At 63.8% G+C, this 16,401-nt stretch carries 15 protein-coding genes; 5 read left to right on the top strand and 10 right to left on the bottom strand.

Features of this window, described 5'->3' with window-relative positions; genetic code table 11:
* The 7 genes from B5D38_RS11590 to B5D38_RS11560 form a co-directional block, all read right to left on the bottom strand.
* Nucleotides 1–843 (bottom strand): carbohydrate ABC transporter permease, encoded by an 843-nt coding sequence (locus B5D38_RS11590; protein ID WP_078708588.1) that lies wholly within the window; start codon nt 841–843, stop codon nt 1–3.
* Nucleotides 833–1,771 carry a carbohydrate ABC transporter permease gene (locus B5D38_RS11585; protein WP_078708587.1) on the bottom strand — a complete coding sequence of 313 codons (939 nt, stop codon included), beginning with the start codon at nt 1,769–1,771 and terminating at the stop codon, nt 833–835. The genes B5D38_RS11590 and B5D38_RS11585 overlap by 11 nt, the downstream gene beginning before the upstream one ends.
* Nucleotides 1,772–1,785: 14 nt before the next feature.
* Nucleotides 1,786–3,048, bottom strand: coding sequence for an ABC transporter substrate-binding protein (locus B5D38_RS11580; RefSeq protein ID WP_078708586.1), 1,263 nt, complete (start codon nt 3,046–3,048; stop codon nt 1,786–1,788).
* A 29-nt stretch (nt 3,049–3,077) separates the two neighbouring features.
* Nucleotides 3,078–4,688, bottom strand: coding sequence for an FAD-dependent oxidoreductase (locus tag B5D38_RS11575; RefSeq protein WP_078708585.1), 1,611 nt, complete (start codon nt 4,686–4,688; stop codon nt 3,078–3,080).
* Nucleotides 4,689–4,695: 7 nt separating this feature from the next.
* The gene (locus B5D38_RS11570; RefSeq protein WP_116002675.1) at nt 4,696–5,718 is read right to left on the bottom strand and encodes a LacI family DNA-binding transcriptional regulator; all 1,023 of its coding nucleotides are present in this window, start codon (nt 5,716–5,718) and stop codon (nt 4,696–4,698) included.
* Nucleotides 5,719–6,005: 287 nt separating this feature from the next.
* Nucleotides 6,006–6,980, bottom strand: a complete 975-nt coding sequence (locus B5D38_RS11565) for a mannonate dehydratase (protein ID WP_078708584.1) — start codon at nt 6,978–6,980, stop codon at nt 6,006–6,008.
* Between the two features lie 49 nt (nt 6,981–7,029).
* Nucleotides 7,030–7,779 (bottom strand): FadR/GntR family transcriptional regulator, encoded by a 750-nt coding sequence (locus B5D38_RS11560; RefSeq protein WP_078708583.1) that lies wholly within the window; start codon nt 7,777–7,779, stop codon nt 7,030–7,032.
* Between the two features lie 99 nt (nt 7,780–7,878).
* Here B5D38_RS11560 and B5D38_RS11555 point away from each other — a divergent pair, with 99 nt between their 5' ends.
* Genes B5D38_RS11555 through B5D38_RS11535 form a run of 5 tightly spaced genes read left to right on the top strand, consistent with a single transcriptional unit; the run spans nt 7,879 to nt 13,061 of the window.
* Nucleotides 7,879–9,483, top strand: coding sequence for an ABC transporter substrate-binding protein (locus B5D38_RS11555; RefSeq protein WP_078708582.1), 1,605 nt, complete (start codon nt 7,879–7,881; stop codon nt 9,481–9,483).
* Between the two features lie 21 nt (nt 9,484–9,504).
* Entirely contained in the window at nt 9,505–10,533 is a 1,029-nt protein-coding gene (locus tag B5D38_RS11550) for an ABC transporter permease (RefSeq protein WP_078708581.1), read from the top strand.
* Nucleotides 10,534–10,538: 5 nt separating this feature from the next.
* On the top strand, nt 10,539–11,432 hold the full coding sequence (locus B5D38_RS11545) for an ABC transporter permease (RefSeq protein ID WP_078708726.1): 894 nt from the start codon (nt 10,539–10,541) through the stop codon (nt 11,430–11,432).
* Nucleotides 11,419–12,258 carry an ABC transporter ATP-binding protein gene (locus B5D38_RS11540; protein ID WP_078708580.1) on the top strand — a complete coding sequence of 280 codons (840 nt, stop codon included), beginning with the start codon at nt 11,419–11,421 and terminating at the stop codon, nt 12,256–12,258. Before B5D38_RS11545 ends, B5D38_RS11540 begins: the two co-directional genes overlap by 14 nt.
* Nucleotides 12,259–12,266: 8 nt before the next feature.
* Nucleotides 12,267–13,061: an ABC transporter ATP-binding protein gene (locus B5D38_RS11535; protein WP_078708725.1), complete on the top strand. Its 795-nt coding sequence runs from the start codon at nt 12,267–12,269 to the stop codon at nt 13,059–13,061.
* Nucleotides 13,062–13,071: 10 nt separating this feature from the next.
* Here B5D38_RS11535 and B5D38_RS11530 read toward each other — a convergent pair whose 3' ends face one another.
* From B5D38_RS11530 to B5D38_RS11520, 3 genes are all read right to left on the bottom strand, one after another.
* The gene (locus tag B5D38_RS11530) at nt 13,072–14,073 is read right to left on the bottom strand and encodes a Gfo/Idh/MocA family oxidoreductase (RefSeq protein WP_078708724.1); all 1,002 of its coding nucleotides are present in this window, start codon (nt 14,071–14,073) and stop codon (nt 13,072–13,074) included.
* 262 nt (nt 14,074–14,335) lie between these two features.
* Entirely contained in the window at nt 14,336–15,280 is a 945-nt protein-coding gene (locus tag B5D38_RS11525) for a sugar ABC transporter substrate-binding protein (protein WP_078708579.1), read from the bottom strand.
* A gap of 132 nt (nt 15,281–15,412) precedes the next feature.
* The gene (locus B5D38_RS11520) at nt 15,413–16,399 is read right to left on the bottom strand and encodes an ABC transporter permease (RefSeq protein WP_078708723.1); all 987 of its coding nucleotides are present in this window, start codon (nt 16,397–16,399) and stop codon (nt 15,413–15,415) included.
* Nucleotides 16,400–16,401 lie beyond the last annotated feature (2 nt).

Genomic DNA, 16,401 nt, shown 5'->3' with positions numbered 1-16,401 from the left:
TCAGCCTTTGAGGCCGGTATGGGCCAGGCCTTCGATGAACTGCTTCTGAGCGACGATGAAGACGATGAGAACGGGAATGGCGGTCATCGTCGCGGCGGCGAGCTGGATGTTCCACATGGCTCCGCCATAGGCGTCGGTGAACTGGGTTAAGGCCTGCGGCAGGGTGAACTTCTCCGGCGAGGAGAGGAACACGATCGGCTCGAGATAGAGGTTCCAGCTGTGGAGGAAGGTGAAGATGCCGACGGCGCCGAGCGCCGGGCGCGCCAGCGGCAAGGCGATGGTGCGGAAGATCTTGAAGCGGCCCAGCCCGTCGACGCGCGCGGCCTCCTCCAGCTCCACCGGCAGGGCGATGAAATACTGCCGCATCACGAAGGTCGCGAAGACCGAGGGGGCGCCGAAGATGGGCACCAGGATCAGCGGCCAGTGCGTGTTGACCATGCCCCACGACAGGAAGATGCGGAACAGCGGCACGATCGTCACCTCGGAAGGGATCAGCAGCCCGAGCAGCACGATCATGAAGAGCGTGTTGGCGAATGGGAAGCGGATGCGGGCGAAGGCATAGCCCGCCATGGAGGAGAACAGCATCGTGCCGACCGTAACCACCGCCGCGATATAGGCCGAGTTCCAGTATTGCTGCGCGAAGGGCTGCAGCTCGAAGACCTTGGCGTAGGTCGAAAGATCGAGGCGGCTGGGCACGATCTCCGGCGGAAAGGCGAAGATGTCTGAGATCGGCTTAATCGAGGACGTGACCATCCACCAGGTCGGAAACACGAAGGGAATCAACAGGACCGACATCAAGCCGTAGACGACGACCTTCATGCGCGGGGAGAGCTCACCGTTCATAGAAGACGATCCTCTTGCGCATCTGCCATTGGACGAAAGTCAGGACCGCGACGATGACGAACAGGACGATGGAGAGCGTCGAGCCGTAGCCGAAGCGGTGGAACTGGAAGGCCTGCTGGTAGAGGTAGTAGACCAGCACGGTGGTCGACATGCCGGGGCCGCCCTGGGTGAGCACCGCGATCTGGGCGAAGACTTGGAGCGAACCGACGATGGTGATGATCGAGGTCAGAAGGATCGTCGGGCTGATGAGCGGCACCGTGATGCGCCGGAACTGCTTGAAGGGCGAGACGCCGTCCACCCGCGCGGCCTCATAAAGCTCCTTCGGCACGCCCTGGAGAGCAGCCAGGAATAGGATCATGTTCAGGCCGACATTCTTGAACACCTGAACGACGATCACCGAGATCATCGCGGTCGTCGGATCGCGCAACCAGTTGCTGCCCTCGAGCCCGAAGACCTGCAGGATGGCGTTCAGGCCGCCGTTCTTCTGCAAGAGGAAGCTCCAGACGATCGTCCAGGCGACGAGCGAGACCACCACCGGGGAGAAGAAGAGGGTGCGGAAGACGGTGATGCCGGTGAGCTTCTGCGACAGAAGCACGGCCAGCAACAGCGCCAGGCTCATGTTGAGGACGACGAGGCCGAGCGAGAAGATCGCCGTCGCTCCGAACACCTCGCCAAGGCCGGGGTCGGAGAGCAGCGCCTTGTAGTTGGCCGCACCGGTATAGGTGAAGCGCGCCGCCAGCACGTTCCATTCGTGCAGCGAGAACCAGAAGACCAGGCAGAGCGGGATCAGCACGAAGATGGTGATCCCGATCAGCTGCGGCGCGATGAAGAGATAGCCGGCCAAGGCATCGCGACGCTCCATCGTCCAGAAGGGGCGGCGGCGCGATCCGGTGTGGTCCGAGCCGGTGGGTGACGTCGCGGGTGCCATGGCTTTGCCGTCGCCTAGAGCATCGGTCCGACGCGGTCGCAGACGGACTGCATCACCGCCGCCACGTCCGCGTCAGGACGCCAGAGACTGTCGAGCTGGGCGCGGACGGTCTGCTGGATCTGCGCGAAGTTCGTGTGTCCGGGCAGAACCTTGCCGTTCGCGATGCCCTTGATGACGACGTTCTCGATCTGCTCGGGCGAAAGGCGCGGGTTGGTGGACGACAGCGTTTCGGTGTTGAGGAGGCTCTTGCGCGCCGGCGGGAAGAACTGGGCCAGCTTCTTCGAGTTCTCGGGGTTGGACATATAGGCGAGGAAATCGATCGCCGCGTCCGGATGGGCCGAGTTCTGGAAGACGCCGATGCCTGCCTGGCCGACCACGGCATAGTCGCCGGCCGGGCCCTTGGGCAGCGGCACGAGATCCCACTTGAACGCGCCGTCGCCCTTGGGCAGCAGCGAGGCACGCGAGATCTGGGTGATGGTCATGGCCGCGTCGCCGGCGAAGAAGTCGACATTCTCGCCAGGGCCCGGCATCGCCTTTTGCTCAAAAATGGCCTTGTGGATGAAGCTCATGGCATCGACCATCGCCGGCTCGGTAAAGGCGCAGGTCTTGCCGTCCGCGCTCCAGGCGGTGGCGCCCCAGCCACGCCAGATCGTGGCGAGGTTCTGCCAGATCTGGTAGTTGAAGTCGCGCACGATCAGGCCCGCATGACCGGCTTTCGCGACCTTGGCCGAGACGTCCACCGCGTTCTCCCAGGTCCACTCGCCGCTCTTGATCAGCTCCGCAGGCGATTTTGCCCCGGCTGCCGCGACGAGATCGCTGTTGACGAAAACGGCGAAGGGCGAGGTGGAGAAGGGATAGGCGTAAAGCTCACCATCCTGCGTCCAAAGGGCGGTCGCCTGCTCGGACACGTCGTCGAGGTCGTAGCCTTCGGTGTTGGTGAACGCTTCATTCAGGGGCGCCAGCGCGCCGGAGGTGACGAAATCGGCTGCCGTGCCTTCCAGGATCCAGGCGAGGTCCGGCGGATTGCCGCCGGCGATCTGGGTGGTCAGCGTCGTCGTGTAGTTGTCGAACGGCAGGGAGTCGAACGTCACCGACACGTTCGGATGCAGCTTCGCATAACCGTCGGCGATGTCCTTGAACATCGCCAGATGCGCGTCGTTGGCGCTCCAGATCGTCATGCGAAGGTCGATCTTGTCCTCGGCCCGCGCCATGCCCGCCGCAAGGGGCAGGGCGAGGGCGGCGATGGCGACGGTGGTCCTCAGTCTCGCAATGGTCATGCTTTCCTCCTCTTGATTGCGCAGGCGTCTCAGTACCCGCGGATGACCGGCCAGCGGATTTCGATGCCTTCCTTGTGCAGGAGTGCCTGGAAGTCGGCCAAAGCCGCGTCGTCCTCCTGGACCGCGTGCGGCGTCGTTTGCCGGTCGAGACAGTGGCTGGCGAGCAGGCCGGCAACCTCGCCGATGTTCCACTCGATGGGATGCAGCCTGTAGCAGCCGTTGGTGATGTGCGTCGTGCCGATGGTCTTGCCGGCGGGAAGCAGGTTGCTCATGCGCGTCGGCAACAGCGCGCCGAGCGGGATCTCGAACGGGCAGGACGGCACGTCGATATAGTTGTCTCCGCCCGTCGAGGGATGGAGATCGATGCGGTACATGCCGACGCCGATGCTGTCGCGATAGCTGACCGCGCCCTGTTCGCCGCGCACCGAGTAGGAAAGATCCTGCTCGACGACCGTCGTCACCGCGCGGATGCGCCGGCTTTCGCGGATGTAGGGAGCCATGGCGAGACCATGATCGGTGCCGGTGACGTCGCCGCGCAGCCGCAGGCCGGGGAAGCCGACGCCGCCATCCTGCCTCGGCGCTTCCGTCTGCAGCCAATAGAACATGGCATAGGAGAGCTCCGCCGCCGCCTTGAGGCGGGCGCGATATATGTCTTCGGGAACGTCGATGATCGGCGCCTCGAAATAGTCGATCATCGGCCAGTTGACGAGGCAGATGTCGGAAGCATAGGCGCCGGGCACGAAGTTGTCGCGCGCGGCAATGCGCCGGAAGGTCCAAAGGTTGGCATCGCCGGCGTTGAGGCGCTGATCGGCGTCGACCTCCAGCGGATCGTCGCCGGGATTGGGCGTGAAGGAGCGCTCGGTGATCTCCAGCGTGCGCGGGTTCGGCCCCTTGAAGCTGAGGAGCGGCGCACCCCAGAAATCCGGTCGATAGGAGCGCCAGAAGTCGTAGTTGGCCGGCTTGTCGATAACGTGGTTGCCGTCGACATGATCGACGGCGAAGCAGATCGAGACCGCCTGCTGATTGTCCGGCTGCGCCTCGTCCGGCGCGCTCGGCTCCCCCGTTTCCTTTTGGCTTTCGAAGCCGGTCACGTACTCCGTGCCGGTCAGGGGCAGAACGTCGCCAAGTTCGGTCGCGTCGATGAAATAGGGCGCGGTGACGACGACCTTCTCGCCGCTGTCGCGGTGGCGCACCGTCACCGAACGGACGCTATCCCCGTCGGTTTCGGCCTCGACCGGGAGGTAGGGCTTCAGCAGTCGCAGGCGGGCCGAGCCGATATAGGGCGTCAGCATCGCCTCCATCACCGCCAGCGCAACGCGGGGCTCGTGGCAGAGGCGGCTGACCCAGCCGGCGCCGGGATTGAGATCGGTCCAGGCGCGGGCGCGCTCGGTCAGCGGGTAATGATCGCGGTAGTACTGGCGGATGCCGTTCCGCAGCGCCCGATAGGAGCGCGTCGCCCCCATCTGCTCGATCCAAGAGTGCTCGTCAGGCGGCACGGCCTGGCTGGTCATCTGACCGCCGATCCAGTCGTATTCCTCGGTCAAGATGACGGAGCGGCCGCTGCGCAGGGCGCCGAGCGCCGCCGCGACGCCGCCCAGGCCGCCACCGATGATCGCGATGTCTGCAGAATATTCCTTCACGGCGAACCTATTGGATTGAGCCGAGGGTCTCGCCCTCGATGCGTTGACATGTCAGCAGGATCTGGCGTTCGCCCTCCCGCCCCTCGAGCTCGTCGACGAGCATGCGCGTGGCCCGGCGGCCCATCTCCTCGCGCGGGATCGCGTAGGTGGCGAACTGTGTGCCGTGGTCGGCCGGGCGAACATGGCTGCCGAGAACGATCAGGGAGAGGTCGCCGGGCACACGCAGCCCCTCAGCAAGCGCGGTGCGGCGGAAGGGGATGGCATCGGCGAGTTCGGTGAAGAAGACCGCCGTCGCGCCGTCGCGCCGAATCTCGGCGAGCAGATGGCCAGGATCGCGACCCACGGTCTTCGTGTGATGCACCAGGCGTGCGTCGCCCATCGCGGCCTGGAAGCCGCGCCAGCGATCAAAGGTGGATTCGGCGCCTTGATGCGGGCCGACATAGGCGAGGCGATCATGTCCGTTTGCGCGGGCGAATGCGACCAGATCGGATGTCGCCGCGACATAGTCCGCGCCGACATAGGGAACCGGGCCGCCGGCGTCGTCGCGTCGGCCAACTGCGACGAAAGGGTGGCCGTCCGAGACAAGGCGGGCGAGCTCGTCCCGATCGAAATTGCGTCCCAGCACCAGGCAGCCATCGGCCAGGCGAAGCCGGTTTCTCTCGTCGAAGATCTTCTTGGAGCCGTCCGCGCCTGGAGCGGCTGCCGTCAGCAGCAGCAGATCGTAGCCCTGCGATTGGGCTTCCTGCTCAATGCCGAACAGAAAGGGCGCGAAGAAGTCGGCCTGCTCGCTCGGGAAGGCCGGCTCGTAGGTGAAGACGCCGAGGATGCTGTTTCGCGAATGGGCCATGCGCCGGGCCACCGGATCGGCGACATAGCCGGTTTCGCGGATGATCTTCCAGACTTTCTGGCGCGTCGTGTCGGGAATGCGGTCCTGGGAATGCGAGGAGCCGTTCAGCACCAGTGACACGGTCGCCTGGCTCACCCCAGCCAGTTGAGCAATGTCCCGTTGTGTGAGGCGCTTGACGGCCATGCTCGCAACATCCCTCCCAGGTAATGCGAATTAGCAATCTGATAATACGCATTATCAACTGAGGGCATCCTCGTCAAGCCGAGGCGAAGGAAGTGCGCGAAGGGGACGGCGTGAGGTGGGAGATCGCCCGGACCTGCGCTGGAAAGCGCGTGGGGTGATTGATCTCAGGATCGGCGAATACGGCTGAAGCTGGTTCAACAAAAAGCCCGAACGTGCTTTGGAGGAAAAGCTCGTTCGGGCGAGGATTTGGCGCGGGGGCATGCCCTGCCGAGGTCAGCCGGCGATCTTCAGTCCGCCGCGAGCTGCTGCAACAGGGCTGCGATGTAGCCATAACAGAAAGCGAAGGCGACGCCTCTGGGATCGGGGCCGCTCACCTGCGGCGCGTGGTCCGGCATGATCATGTAGCGGTAGCCGACATCGCGGTAGACCTTCAGCGAGCGCGCCATGTCCATGTCGCCCTCATCGGGAAAGGTCTCCATGAACGACAGCTTGCCGCCGCGGATGTTGCGGAAATGAACGTTGAATATCTTTCCGCGCTCGCCGAACCAGCGGATGACGTCGTCGATCTCGTTGCGCGGGTCGTCGAGCATCTCACCGACGGTGCCTTGGCAGAAATTGAGGCCGTGATAGGGGCTCTCACGCATCGTGACGAAGCGCTTCAACCCATCCACCGTGCCGAGGACGCGCGTGACACCGCGGTATCCCGGCGGCGTGTAAGGATCGTGCGGGTGGCAGGCGAGGCGCAACCGGTTGCTTTCGGCAACGGGAACGACCCGTTCCAGAAAATAGTCGATCCGCTCCCAGTTCTCATCCTCGGAAAGGACGCCTGCGGCGCCGGGAGCGGCATCCTTGTCCGCGGCTTCCCAGCGGAAGGCCTCGTTGCTCGAGCCACCCCGGCCGGTCTCGCGCGCCGTGCGCGGAATGCCGATCAGATTGAGATTGTATTTGACGGCGGGGATGCCGGCGTTCGCTGCGTTCTCGATCATCTTGCAGACCAGGTCGATCTGGCGGTCGCGGTCGGGCCCGGCAAGCAGAATGTCCGGGCAGGGGGCCTTCTCGATGGGCTGGGACGGCAATGGAAGCTGGATCATGTCGAGAACGAGGCCGAAGCTCTCGACATGCTCGCGGTGGCGCTTCAGATCACCGAGAGTCCAACTATCCGGTCGTCCCGGAGGGTCCATGCAAATGTGATTGACGCCGAGCTGGGCGAACACGCGATAGTCGTCATCCGAGCGGACTTCGAACTGAGTTCCGAGATACAACGCCGTCTCCTCAGGTTTTGGGTTCGCGCATTCATACTACGAAAACGTACTATGAATCTAGAACAACTCGTTCCGCGAGGGCGCGATAGCGCCGATGGCTCGCCATCAGATGCTCCCGCATGGCAGAGCGCGCCCGATCGGCATCCTGATCCTCAATGCTCCGGTATATTTTCTCGTGCTCTGCGACCACGACCTCGAGGTAGGAGCCGTTGTCTTCGTCGCGAAACCCCGGAAACTGGCTTCGCGGGATATATTCTCGGCCAAACTTGGAACAAACCTCGATGTAGAATCGGTTGTTGGTTGCCTTGGCGATCGCGGCGTGAAACTCAACGTCGAAGTCGACGGCGGGCTCTCTGTTGCGGACGGCCGACGCCATCTTGAGATGGGCCAGCCGAATGGCGTGCTCCTGCATGGCGCTGCGGCGAACGGACGCGATGGCCGCTGCTTCCACCTCGACTGAAAGGCGGAATTCGAGCATTTCCAGCACAACCGGCAAGCTCAGCATGTCGACATGTGGCAGAGTCAGCAGGCCGGCTTCCTCCCGCTCTCTGACGAAGACGCCCCGCCCTTGGATCGGCTTCACCATGCCGGTCGAACGCAGTTCCGCGATGGCCTCGCGAATGACCGTGCGGCTGACGCCAAACGATTGAATAAGCTGCGGTTCCGTCGGCAGCTGGGCGCCAGGCAGCAAGTCTCCTGACAGGATCTGGGCGCGCAGCAACGCAACGACTCGTTCCGACAGGCGCTCCTTGCGTTTGTCGCCTTTCGCGCTGCGTCCCTGCTCCGGCTTGCTTTGCATCCGTGAAATTTCCTCGCGTCGCGTGCTGGACAAACACATCATACTATGAATTCATAATAGCGCAAAAGGCTCAACATGTCTCTATCGGGGAGGACGAGGATGACACGAACCGGGCTGGGCGCGATAGGTGCCCTCAGAGTGGCGTTGCTGGGGGTAGCCCTCTCGGCGGTTGCGGTGCCGGCGGCCTTTGCGGAGACGCCTGCCAACCAATTGGTAATCGGTACATCCCTTGCTCAGCTTCTTTCGCTCGACCCTCATCAGGGGCAGGAGCCAGGGGCTCAGGAAATCATCGCCAACATCTACGACCGCTTGGTCGCGACGAACAATGACGGCAAGGTCCTGCCGCAGCTCGCCGAGAGCTGGGAAGCCGACGACAAGGGGATCACCTTCCATCTCGTGAAAGACGCCAAGTTCGCTTCGGGCAATCCGGTGACAAGCGAGGATGTCGTCTACTCGATCGTGCGTCTTATCAAGATGAACCAGGCCGCTGCCATGAAGATGACGGCGGCCGGCTATACGAAAGACAATGTCGAGTCGATGGTGCATGCGGTCGATGCACACACCTTCCGCATCGACCTCAGCGACGTCATCACGGCGGACTATCTGCTTTATCGTCTGGCGCTCGGGAATACGAGCATCGTCGACAGCGTCGAAGTCAAGAAGCACGATGCCGGCGACAACGGCAACGAATGGCTGCGCACCCATTCGGCCGGTTCGGGGCCGTTCACGCTGTCGAGATGGTCGCCCAACGAGATTGTCATCCTGGAGGCCAATCCCGATTATTTCGCCGGCGCTCCAAAGATGCGCCGCGTGATCATGCGCCATGTTCCAGAGAGCCAGGTCGAGAGGCTGATGTTGGAGCGCGGCGATATCGACATCGCCAACGCCCTGACGGCCACCGATCTGGCGTCCTTCAAGGATCGCGACGGTTTCGCCATCCAGAAGGTGCCGACGGGCGGCTTCTACGTGCTGGCGATGAACGCGGGACGAGAAGCCCTCTCCAAGCCCGAGGTGCGCGAGGCTATTGCCTACGGCATCGACTATGACGGCATCGAAAAGGCAGTCATGGGCCTCTATGGACGCGCTCGCACGATCCCTGTGCCTGCCAACTATGACTGCGTCGTCAAGGATCTCGGCTGGTCCTATCAGCCCGAAAAGGCCAAGGAGCTCCTGAAGCAGGCGGGCTATGGCGACGGCTTGTCGCTGACCCTGAAGACCATCGCGCAAACGCCACGCGTCGATCTCGCGACGGCGATCCAGGCCTCGCTCAAGAAGGTTGGGATCGATATCTCCGTGCAGCAGGGCAACGGGCCCGACATCATCTCGGACCACAGGGCGCGCAACTTCGATCTGCTGATGCCTCAGACCGGGTCCTACATGCCGAATGTGATCGGCACGATGGAGCAGTTCTCCACCAATCCGGATAACTCCAAGGAAGCCAACAACGCCGGCAACTTCGTCTGGCGCTCGGATTGGGACATTCCCGAGCTGACCAAGCTGACCGCAGAGGCGACGCTGGAAAAAGATCCGGCCAAGCGCTGCGATATGCTCAAGCAGATGCAGCAGATGTTCTTCGACCTCAAGCCGGCGGTTCTGCCGATGTTTGAACGCTTCAATCCGATCGTCTTGTCCGATCGGGTAGAGAATTATGTCGGCCACTCGATGCAATCGACGCGGCTGGAAAACGTGACCAAGAGCGACTGATAAGGTCCGAGCCCTCTTCCCATGAAGCACTTTTCTCCCAGTCAGCTGGGCAAGCGGTTGGCCCAGCTCGTACTGAGCCTGTTCATCCTGCTTGCTGTGACCTTCGTGATCGGTCGGGTTCTCCCGACCGATCCGGTCGGCTCCATCGTCGGCGAGCTCGCTGATCCGGCCGCTTACGCAGCGATGCGTGAGCGGCTCGGGCTCAACCTGCCGGTTTACGAGCAGTTCTTCGTCTATCTCTGGAATCTTCTGCACGGCGACCTCGGCATGGCCGCGCTCACCGGCAACCCTGTTTCGAGCGACCTCGCCCAGGCTTTCCCCGCGACGATGGAACTCGCCACCCTCGCCATTTTCATCTCGGCTTTCGTTGGCGTTCCCCTGGGGCTGGCTGCGGCCCTGTTCCGCGACACCTGGATCGATCAGACGGCGCGTGTCGTCTCGCTCGTCGGTCATTCCATCCCGGTGTTCTGGCTGGGGATCATCGGCCTCCTGATCTTCTATGCCGGCCTTGGCTGGGTCGGTGGCCCCGGACGGCTCGACGTCTACTATGAGGGGCTGGTGCCCAGCGTGACGGGCATGCTTCTGGTCGACAGTTTGCTGGCCGGTGAGAAGGAGATCTTCTTCAACGCCCTTTCCCACATCGCGTTGCCGGCCTTCATGCTGGCCTATTCGGCGATGGCCTACATCACCCGCATGACGCGCAGCTTCACCTTGGAGCAGCTGGGGCAGGACTACGTCATCGCCGCGCGCGCCAAGGGCGTCTCGCCCCGCCGCACACTGTTTCGTCACATCCTGCCGAACATCGCCGTGCAGCTCGTCACGGTGCTCGCCATCTCCTACGGCGCCCTTCTGGAAGGGGCGGTGGTCACGGAGATCGTCTTCTCCTGGCCGGGCATCGGTCAATACATGACGAGCGCTCTCTTGATCGGCGACGTCAATGCGGTGACGGCGACCACCATCGTCATCGGTATCGTCTTCATGCTTCTGAACTTCCTTTCGGACATCGCCTATGCGGTGCTCGATCCCCGCACCCGCGAGGCGACGTCGTGACCGAGATGCCCGTCGAAACCGTGCGCGCGCCGCGTTCAGCGGCCGCATTCCGCGCCATCGGCACGCTGTTCAGGATCGGCCGCGAGATGACGCGCGAGCCGCTGGGCTTCGCTGGATGCATCGTGCTGGCCATCATCATCATCGTCGCCGCGCTGGCGTCGGTCATCGCGCCCTATCCGCCCAACGTGCAGTCTCTCGGCGAGGTGCTGCAACCGCCGAGCTGGGCGCATTGGGCTGGCACCGACGAGTTTGGCCGCGACATTCTGAGCCGGCTTATGTTCGGCGCCCAGATCACCATTCGCACGGTCTTCTCCGTCTGCATCATCATCGGCCCGATTGGCCTTGCCATCGGCGTCATCGCCGGTTTCTTCGGCGGGCGCATCGACGCCGTCCTGATGCGGGCAACCGACATCGTGCTGTCGTTTCCGGCCCTCGTGCTCGCCCTCGGCTTCGCCGCCGCGATGGGCGCGGGGCTCAACACGGCGGTCATCGCAATTTCCTTGACCTCCTGGCCGCCAATCGCCCGTCTTGCCCGCGCCGAGGCCCTGGTGGTTCGGCGCACGGACTACGTGGCAGCCGCGCGCCTCTACGGCGCCTCACGGATGCGGCTGTTGTTCCTCTACATCGCGCCGATGTGCATTCCCTCCGTCATCGTGCGACTGACGCTGAACATGGCGACCATCACGCTCACCGCCGCCTCCCTTGGCTTCCTCGGCCTCGGGGCGCAGCCGCCGGCGCCGGAATGGGGCGCCATGATCGCCAGCGGTCGCAAGTTCATGCTGGATTATTGGTGGGTGGCGGTCATGCCCGGCATTGCGATCCTACTCACCAGCCTTGCCTTCAACATCATCGGCGATGCCATGCGCGACATTCTGGATCCGCGATATGACCGTTCCTGAACACGCACCCATCCTGACGATCGAGGGGCTCGACGTCACCTTTCGGCGTTCCACGGTCAAGGCGGTGGACGGCTTCAACCTGACGCTCGGGCGCGAGCGCTTCGGCATCGTCGGCGAGTCCGGTTCGGGCAAGTCGACGGCGGGTCGCGCCATCATGCGCCTTCTGCCGAAGTCCGCGCGCATCGAGGCGAAGGAGATGCGCTTTGGCGGGCGGTCCCTGCCGGAGTGTTCCGAAAAGGAGATGCGGTCTCTGCGTGGGCGCGAGATCGCGCTGATCATGCAGGACCCGCGCTATTCGCTCAATCCTGTGCTGACGGTCGGCAATCAGGTGGCGGAAGCCGCGTTGCTGCATCTCGGCCTCAAGGGCAAGGCGGGGCGCGACAAGGCCCGCGAGATGCTGAGCCATGTGCGTATTCGCGATGTCGATCGCGTCATGGATCTTTATCCCCACCAGATATCGGGCGGCATGGGCCAGCGGGTGATGATCGCCATGATGCTGCTCGCCAAGCCGCGCCTCGTCATCGCCGACGAGCCGACCTCGGCCCTCGATGTCAGTGTGCGCCATGAAGTCCTGAAGCTGCTCGACGAGTTGGTGCGCGAAAACAACTCGGGGCTGATCCTGATCAGCCATGACATCCGCATGGTGGCCGCGTTCTGCGAGCGGATCGCGGTGATGTACAAGGGACGTATCGTGGAGATGCTGACCAGCCTGTCCGATGCTCGCCACCCCTATACGAAGGGGTTGATCGCCGCGATGCCGGACCCGCGCCATCCCGTCCGCCGCTTGTCCACGCTCGACCGGTCGGTGCTGGAGGCCCTGTCATGAGCGAGACGATGATCGAAGTCCGCGATCTCGATGTCGTTTTCGATCGAGGCTCGCCACAGGAAAACCACGTCGTGCGCTCGGTCAGCTTCCAGGCGGCCAAGGGCGAGACCCTCGGTATCGTCGGCGAATCCGGCTGCGGCAAGTCAACGGTGCTGCGCTGCATTGCGGGGCTCGAGAGCCACTGGAGCGGCGAAATTCATCTTGCCGGACGGCTCGTCGGGAAGGAGCGCAGCCGGGACGAGCTGAAGAGCGCCCAGATGGTCTTCCAGGACCCTTACGGCTCGCTGCATCCGCGCCATCGCATCGGAATGGCGCTGGCCGAGCCTCATCGCGCCATGGGAATCGGCGAGGGCTGGAACGCCGTTGCCGGAGCGCTCACCCAGGTCGGACTGCCCGCCGACTTCGCCAATCGCTTTCCGCACGAGCTCTCGGGCGGCCAGCGCCAACGCGTGGCGATCGCCCGCGCGCTCATGCTGTCGCCGCCGATCCTGCTTCTGGACGAGCCGACCTCGGCGCTGGACGTCTCGGTTCAGGCGGAGGTTCTCAACCTGATGTGCGACCTGCGGGACGAGCGCACGCTGACGCTGCTTCTGGTCAGCCACGATCTGGCCGTGATCGGGCACATGTGCGATCGCGTTCTGGTCATGAAGGAAGGCGTTTTCGTCGACGAGCTGACGAAAGACGATATCCGCTTCGGCCGCACCCATCACGAGTATTCGGCGACGCTCTTCGAGGCGAGCCTTTTGGGCGACGATGCCCCGGATGCGATGGCACGCGGGGCGGAGGCCGGCTTCGGCTCGTAGTATCGACCTGTCAAACCTTCAGAGCGTCGCGCAGCCGGCAGGCGAGGTCCGTCGCCTCGCGCGCGTCCTCGAGTGACAGCGGGGAAGGCTTGCCACTCCGCACCGCCTCGACGAACGCGTTGGCTTCCAGAAGGAACGCCTCGTCGAAGCGCTGGAAGAAATCCGTCTGCCCTTCGAGGAAGCGGCCTCCGGTGCTTCGTGACAGAGTGGGAACGCGCGTGAGGCCGGCGCCGATGTCGATGCCGGCCTTCGTTCCCGAAAGGCTCATCGTTGCCTCATAGCCCTGATGCGAGGTGCGCGAGACGTGAAAGGTCGCGACGGCTCCGCTCTCGAAGGTGACTGTCGCAAAGCCATTGTCGACATCGCCGCATTCCCCCAGGGCCGGATACATGATGCGCGTGCCCGTCGCGCTTATGCCGACGGGTTTGGCGCCATCGAGCATCCACTGCACGAGGTCGATGTCGTGGATGCAGCAGTCGAGAAAGATGCCACCGGAGGTTGGCGCGAACTTGACGAAAAAGCCGTCGGGATCGATTGGGTCTTCCGACCGGCAGGCAATGTGGAAGACCTGTCCGAGTTCGCCGGCGTCGATGCGGCGCTTGGCCTCGGCATAGGCGCGGTCGAACCGGCGCATGAAGCCGACCATTGCGAGCTGGCCGCCATGGCGTCTGGCCACGTCGAGAACGCGGTCGCAATCCTCGACTTCGAGCGCGAGCGGCTTCTCACAGAAGACATGCTTGCCGGCTTCAAGAACCGCAATGGTCTGATCCGCGTGGAGAGAGGTCGGCGTCACCAGCCAAACTGCCTCGACCGTTTGATCGGCGAGAAGGTCTGGCAGGCCACTGTAGATGCGAACCCCCGGAAGGGCGCGCTCCGCCCAGCGGCGTTCCTCCTCGACGGGGCTTGCCGCGGCGACGAGTGAGGCGCCGGGTACGCGAAAGGCGAGATTGCTCGCGTGCCGTTTGCCCAACCTGCCCAGCCCGACGATGCCAATTCGAAGTTCTTGCGACATTTTCCTTCGCGCCTTCGCGCCTTCGCGCCTTCGCGCCTTCGCGCCTTCGCGCCTTCGCGCCTTCGCGCCTTTGGTGCTGTGCTTTCGGACGTCCGGCTCTTCCGAGGCACTGCCTTTGACCGCAGCCAAGGCGCCCGATCCCGCCGACTATCCCGCCACGGAGGGAACATCCCTCCGTGGCGGTTGACGTCGTTTTGCCGAGCCCTGATGTGCCGCGACGGCCGCTCCAGGCGTCATGCGGAAGGGCGCGGCTGCTGCGACGTCACTGTGACATGTTGGCCCGATCGTCCAGCACCTTCTGGGCATTCTCCTTGGTCACGAGCGTCGCGCCCGAGTCGATGCGCTTGTCGACCGGTTTGCCGTTGATGGCGTCGAGCGCCTTCTCGATGCCGAGATAGCCCATCTGGTAGTTGCCCTGGGCGATGGAGCCATAGAGGTCGCCGGAGAGAATGGCCTTCAGGTTCTCGTCGTTGGCATCGACGCCGATCACCGGAACCTTCTTGCCGCTCTGCTGAAGCGCGCGCATTGCGCCCAGCGCTTCCTCGTCGTTGCCGGCGAAGACGCCGGCGATGTCCGGTGTCGACTGAAGAATGTTCTGTGTGACCGTGAAGGCCTTCTCGCGGTCGCTGTAGGCCGGTTGGCGAGACGCGACCTCGATCCCGGCGGCTTCAAGAACCTCTTTCGCTCCATCGACGCGGTCCGTCATGGAGGGATTACCTGGCGCGCCGTCGAGAAGGATGACCTTGTCTCCCTTCTTCAGCACCTTGGCGAGGGCCTCGCCGCCGGCCTTGCCCGCCGCCAGATTGTCCGTTCCGATGAAGGTCACATAGTCCGTGAAGCGCTCGGGCATTCCGGTATCCACGAGGATGACCGGCACCTTCGCCTCTGCGGCCTTCTTGAGAACGCCGACCGCCGTCGGAGGCTGCGACGGGCTGAAGACGAGGGCGCCGGGATGCTGCGAAAGGGCGTCCTGAACCATGTTGATCTGCTGTTCGACGGCGTCCTCGGTCGGCGGCCCGAGCAGGATGAGGTCGACGTCGTACTTCTTGGCGGCATCCTGGGCACCGGCCGCGACGACCTTCCAATACTGGCTGCTGAGGGTCTTCAGGATCACGGCGATGCGCGGCTTTTCAGCGGCTGCCGCGCTGCCGGCGTTGATGGCGACGGCCGCGGCTGCCAGCGCGAACATGAGATGGCGGAATTTCATATCGGTTCTCTCCCATTGGTTCTTGCTTGGTATGATGCTGGCTGTTCGCCGGGTCTGCGCCTCCCGCGCATTGTGATGCGACCCGGCGATTCCGAATCCAGGCCATGCCTGGCCTGGTACAGGGCCGCCGGATCAGCGCGCGACCATGAACTTCTGACGCACCACGTCGACAGCCACGGCGACGATGATGACGGCGCCGATGGCGAAGGTCTGGTAGGCGGAATCGACGTTGAGCAGGTTGAGACCGTTTCGCAGCACGGCGATGAGAAGAACGCCGATGATCGTGTTGCCGATCGAGCCGACGCCGCCGAAGAAGCTGGCGCCGCCGATGATGACGGCGGCGATCGCATCGGTCTCGTAATCGAGCCCCGCCAGCGGATAGACGGCATCGACCCGGCCGGCGAGGACGAGGCCGGCGAGCGCGGCGGTGAAGCCGCTGATCGTGTAGACGAGGTTGAGAATGCCGTTGACGCGAATGCCGCTCAGGCGGCTCGCCTCCTTGTTGCCGCCCACCGCGTAGATGTATCGCCCCGTCGTCGTGCGGGTGAGGAAGAGGTACATGCCGATATAGAGAACGGCGACGAGGACGAAGCTCACCGGAATGCCGCCCACCGAGGCGCTGCCGAGATAGGTCACCGGCTCCGGGAACATGCTGATCGGCGCCGCGGCGGTGATCACCAGTGCGATGCCGCGCGCCATCTTCTGCATGCCGAGCGTCGAAATGAACGGATGCGGCAGACGCAGCTGCGTCAGCATCAAGCCGTTGCAAAGGCCGAGAAACGCGCCGGTCGCTAGGCATGCGAGGATGGAGGTGTAGGGGCCGAACCCCCAGTTCACGCCGACGACGCCCATGACCATCGTGGACAGCGCCAGGATGGAGCCGACGGAAAGATCGATACCGGCCGTCAGGATGGCCAGGAACATGCCGATCGACACGATGGCGCTGACCGCTGCCTGGGCCGCCACGTTCATCAGATTGTCCATCGTCAGGAAGCGATTGGACAGGAAGCTCATGATCAAGCACAGGAGCAAGAGACTGAGAAGGACGCCCAGGCTATACAGCCGCTCGGTCATCGAGCCTTTCTTGCCCTTTTCCAATTGATCGGCGACGCTCGTCATGG

Source organism: Consotaella salsifontis (assembly GCF_900167365.1).
GTDB lineage: Bacteria > Pseudomonadota > Alphaproteobacteria > Rhizobiales > Rhizobiaceae > Consotaella > Consotaella salsifontis.
The sequence above is the reverse complement of the archived record's forward strand: the minus strand, read 5'-3'. Positions and strand labels throughout refer to the sequence as shown.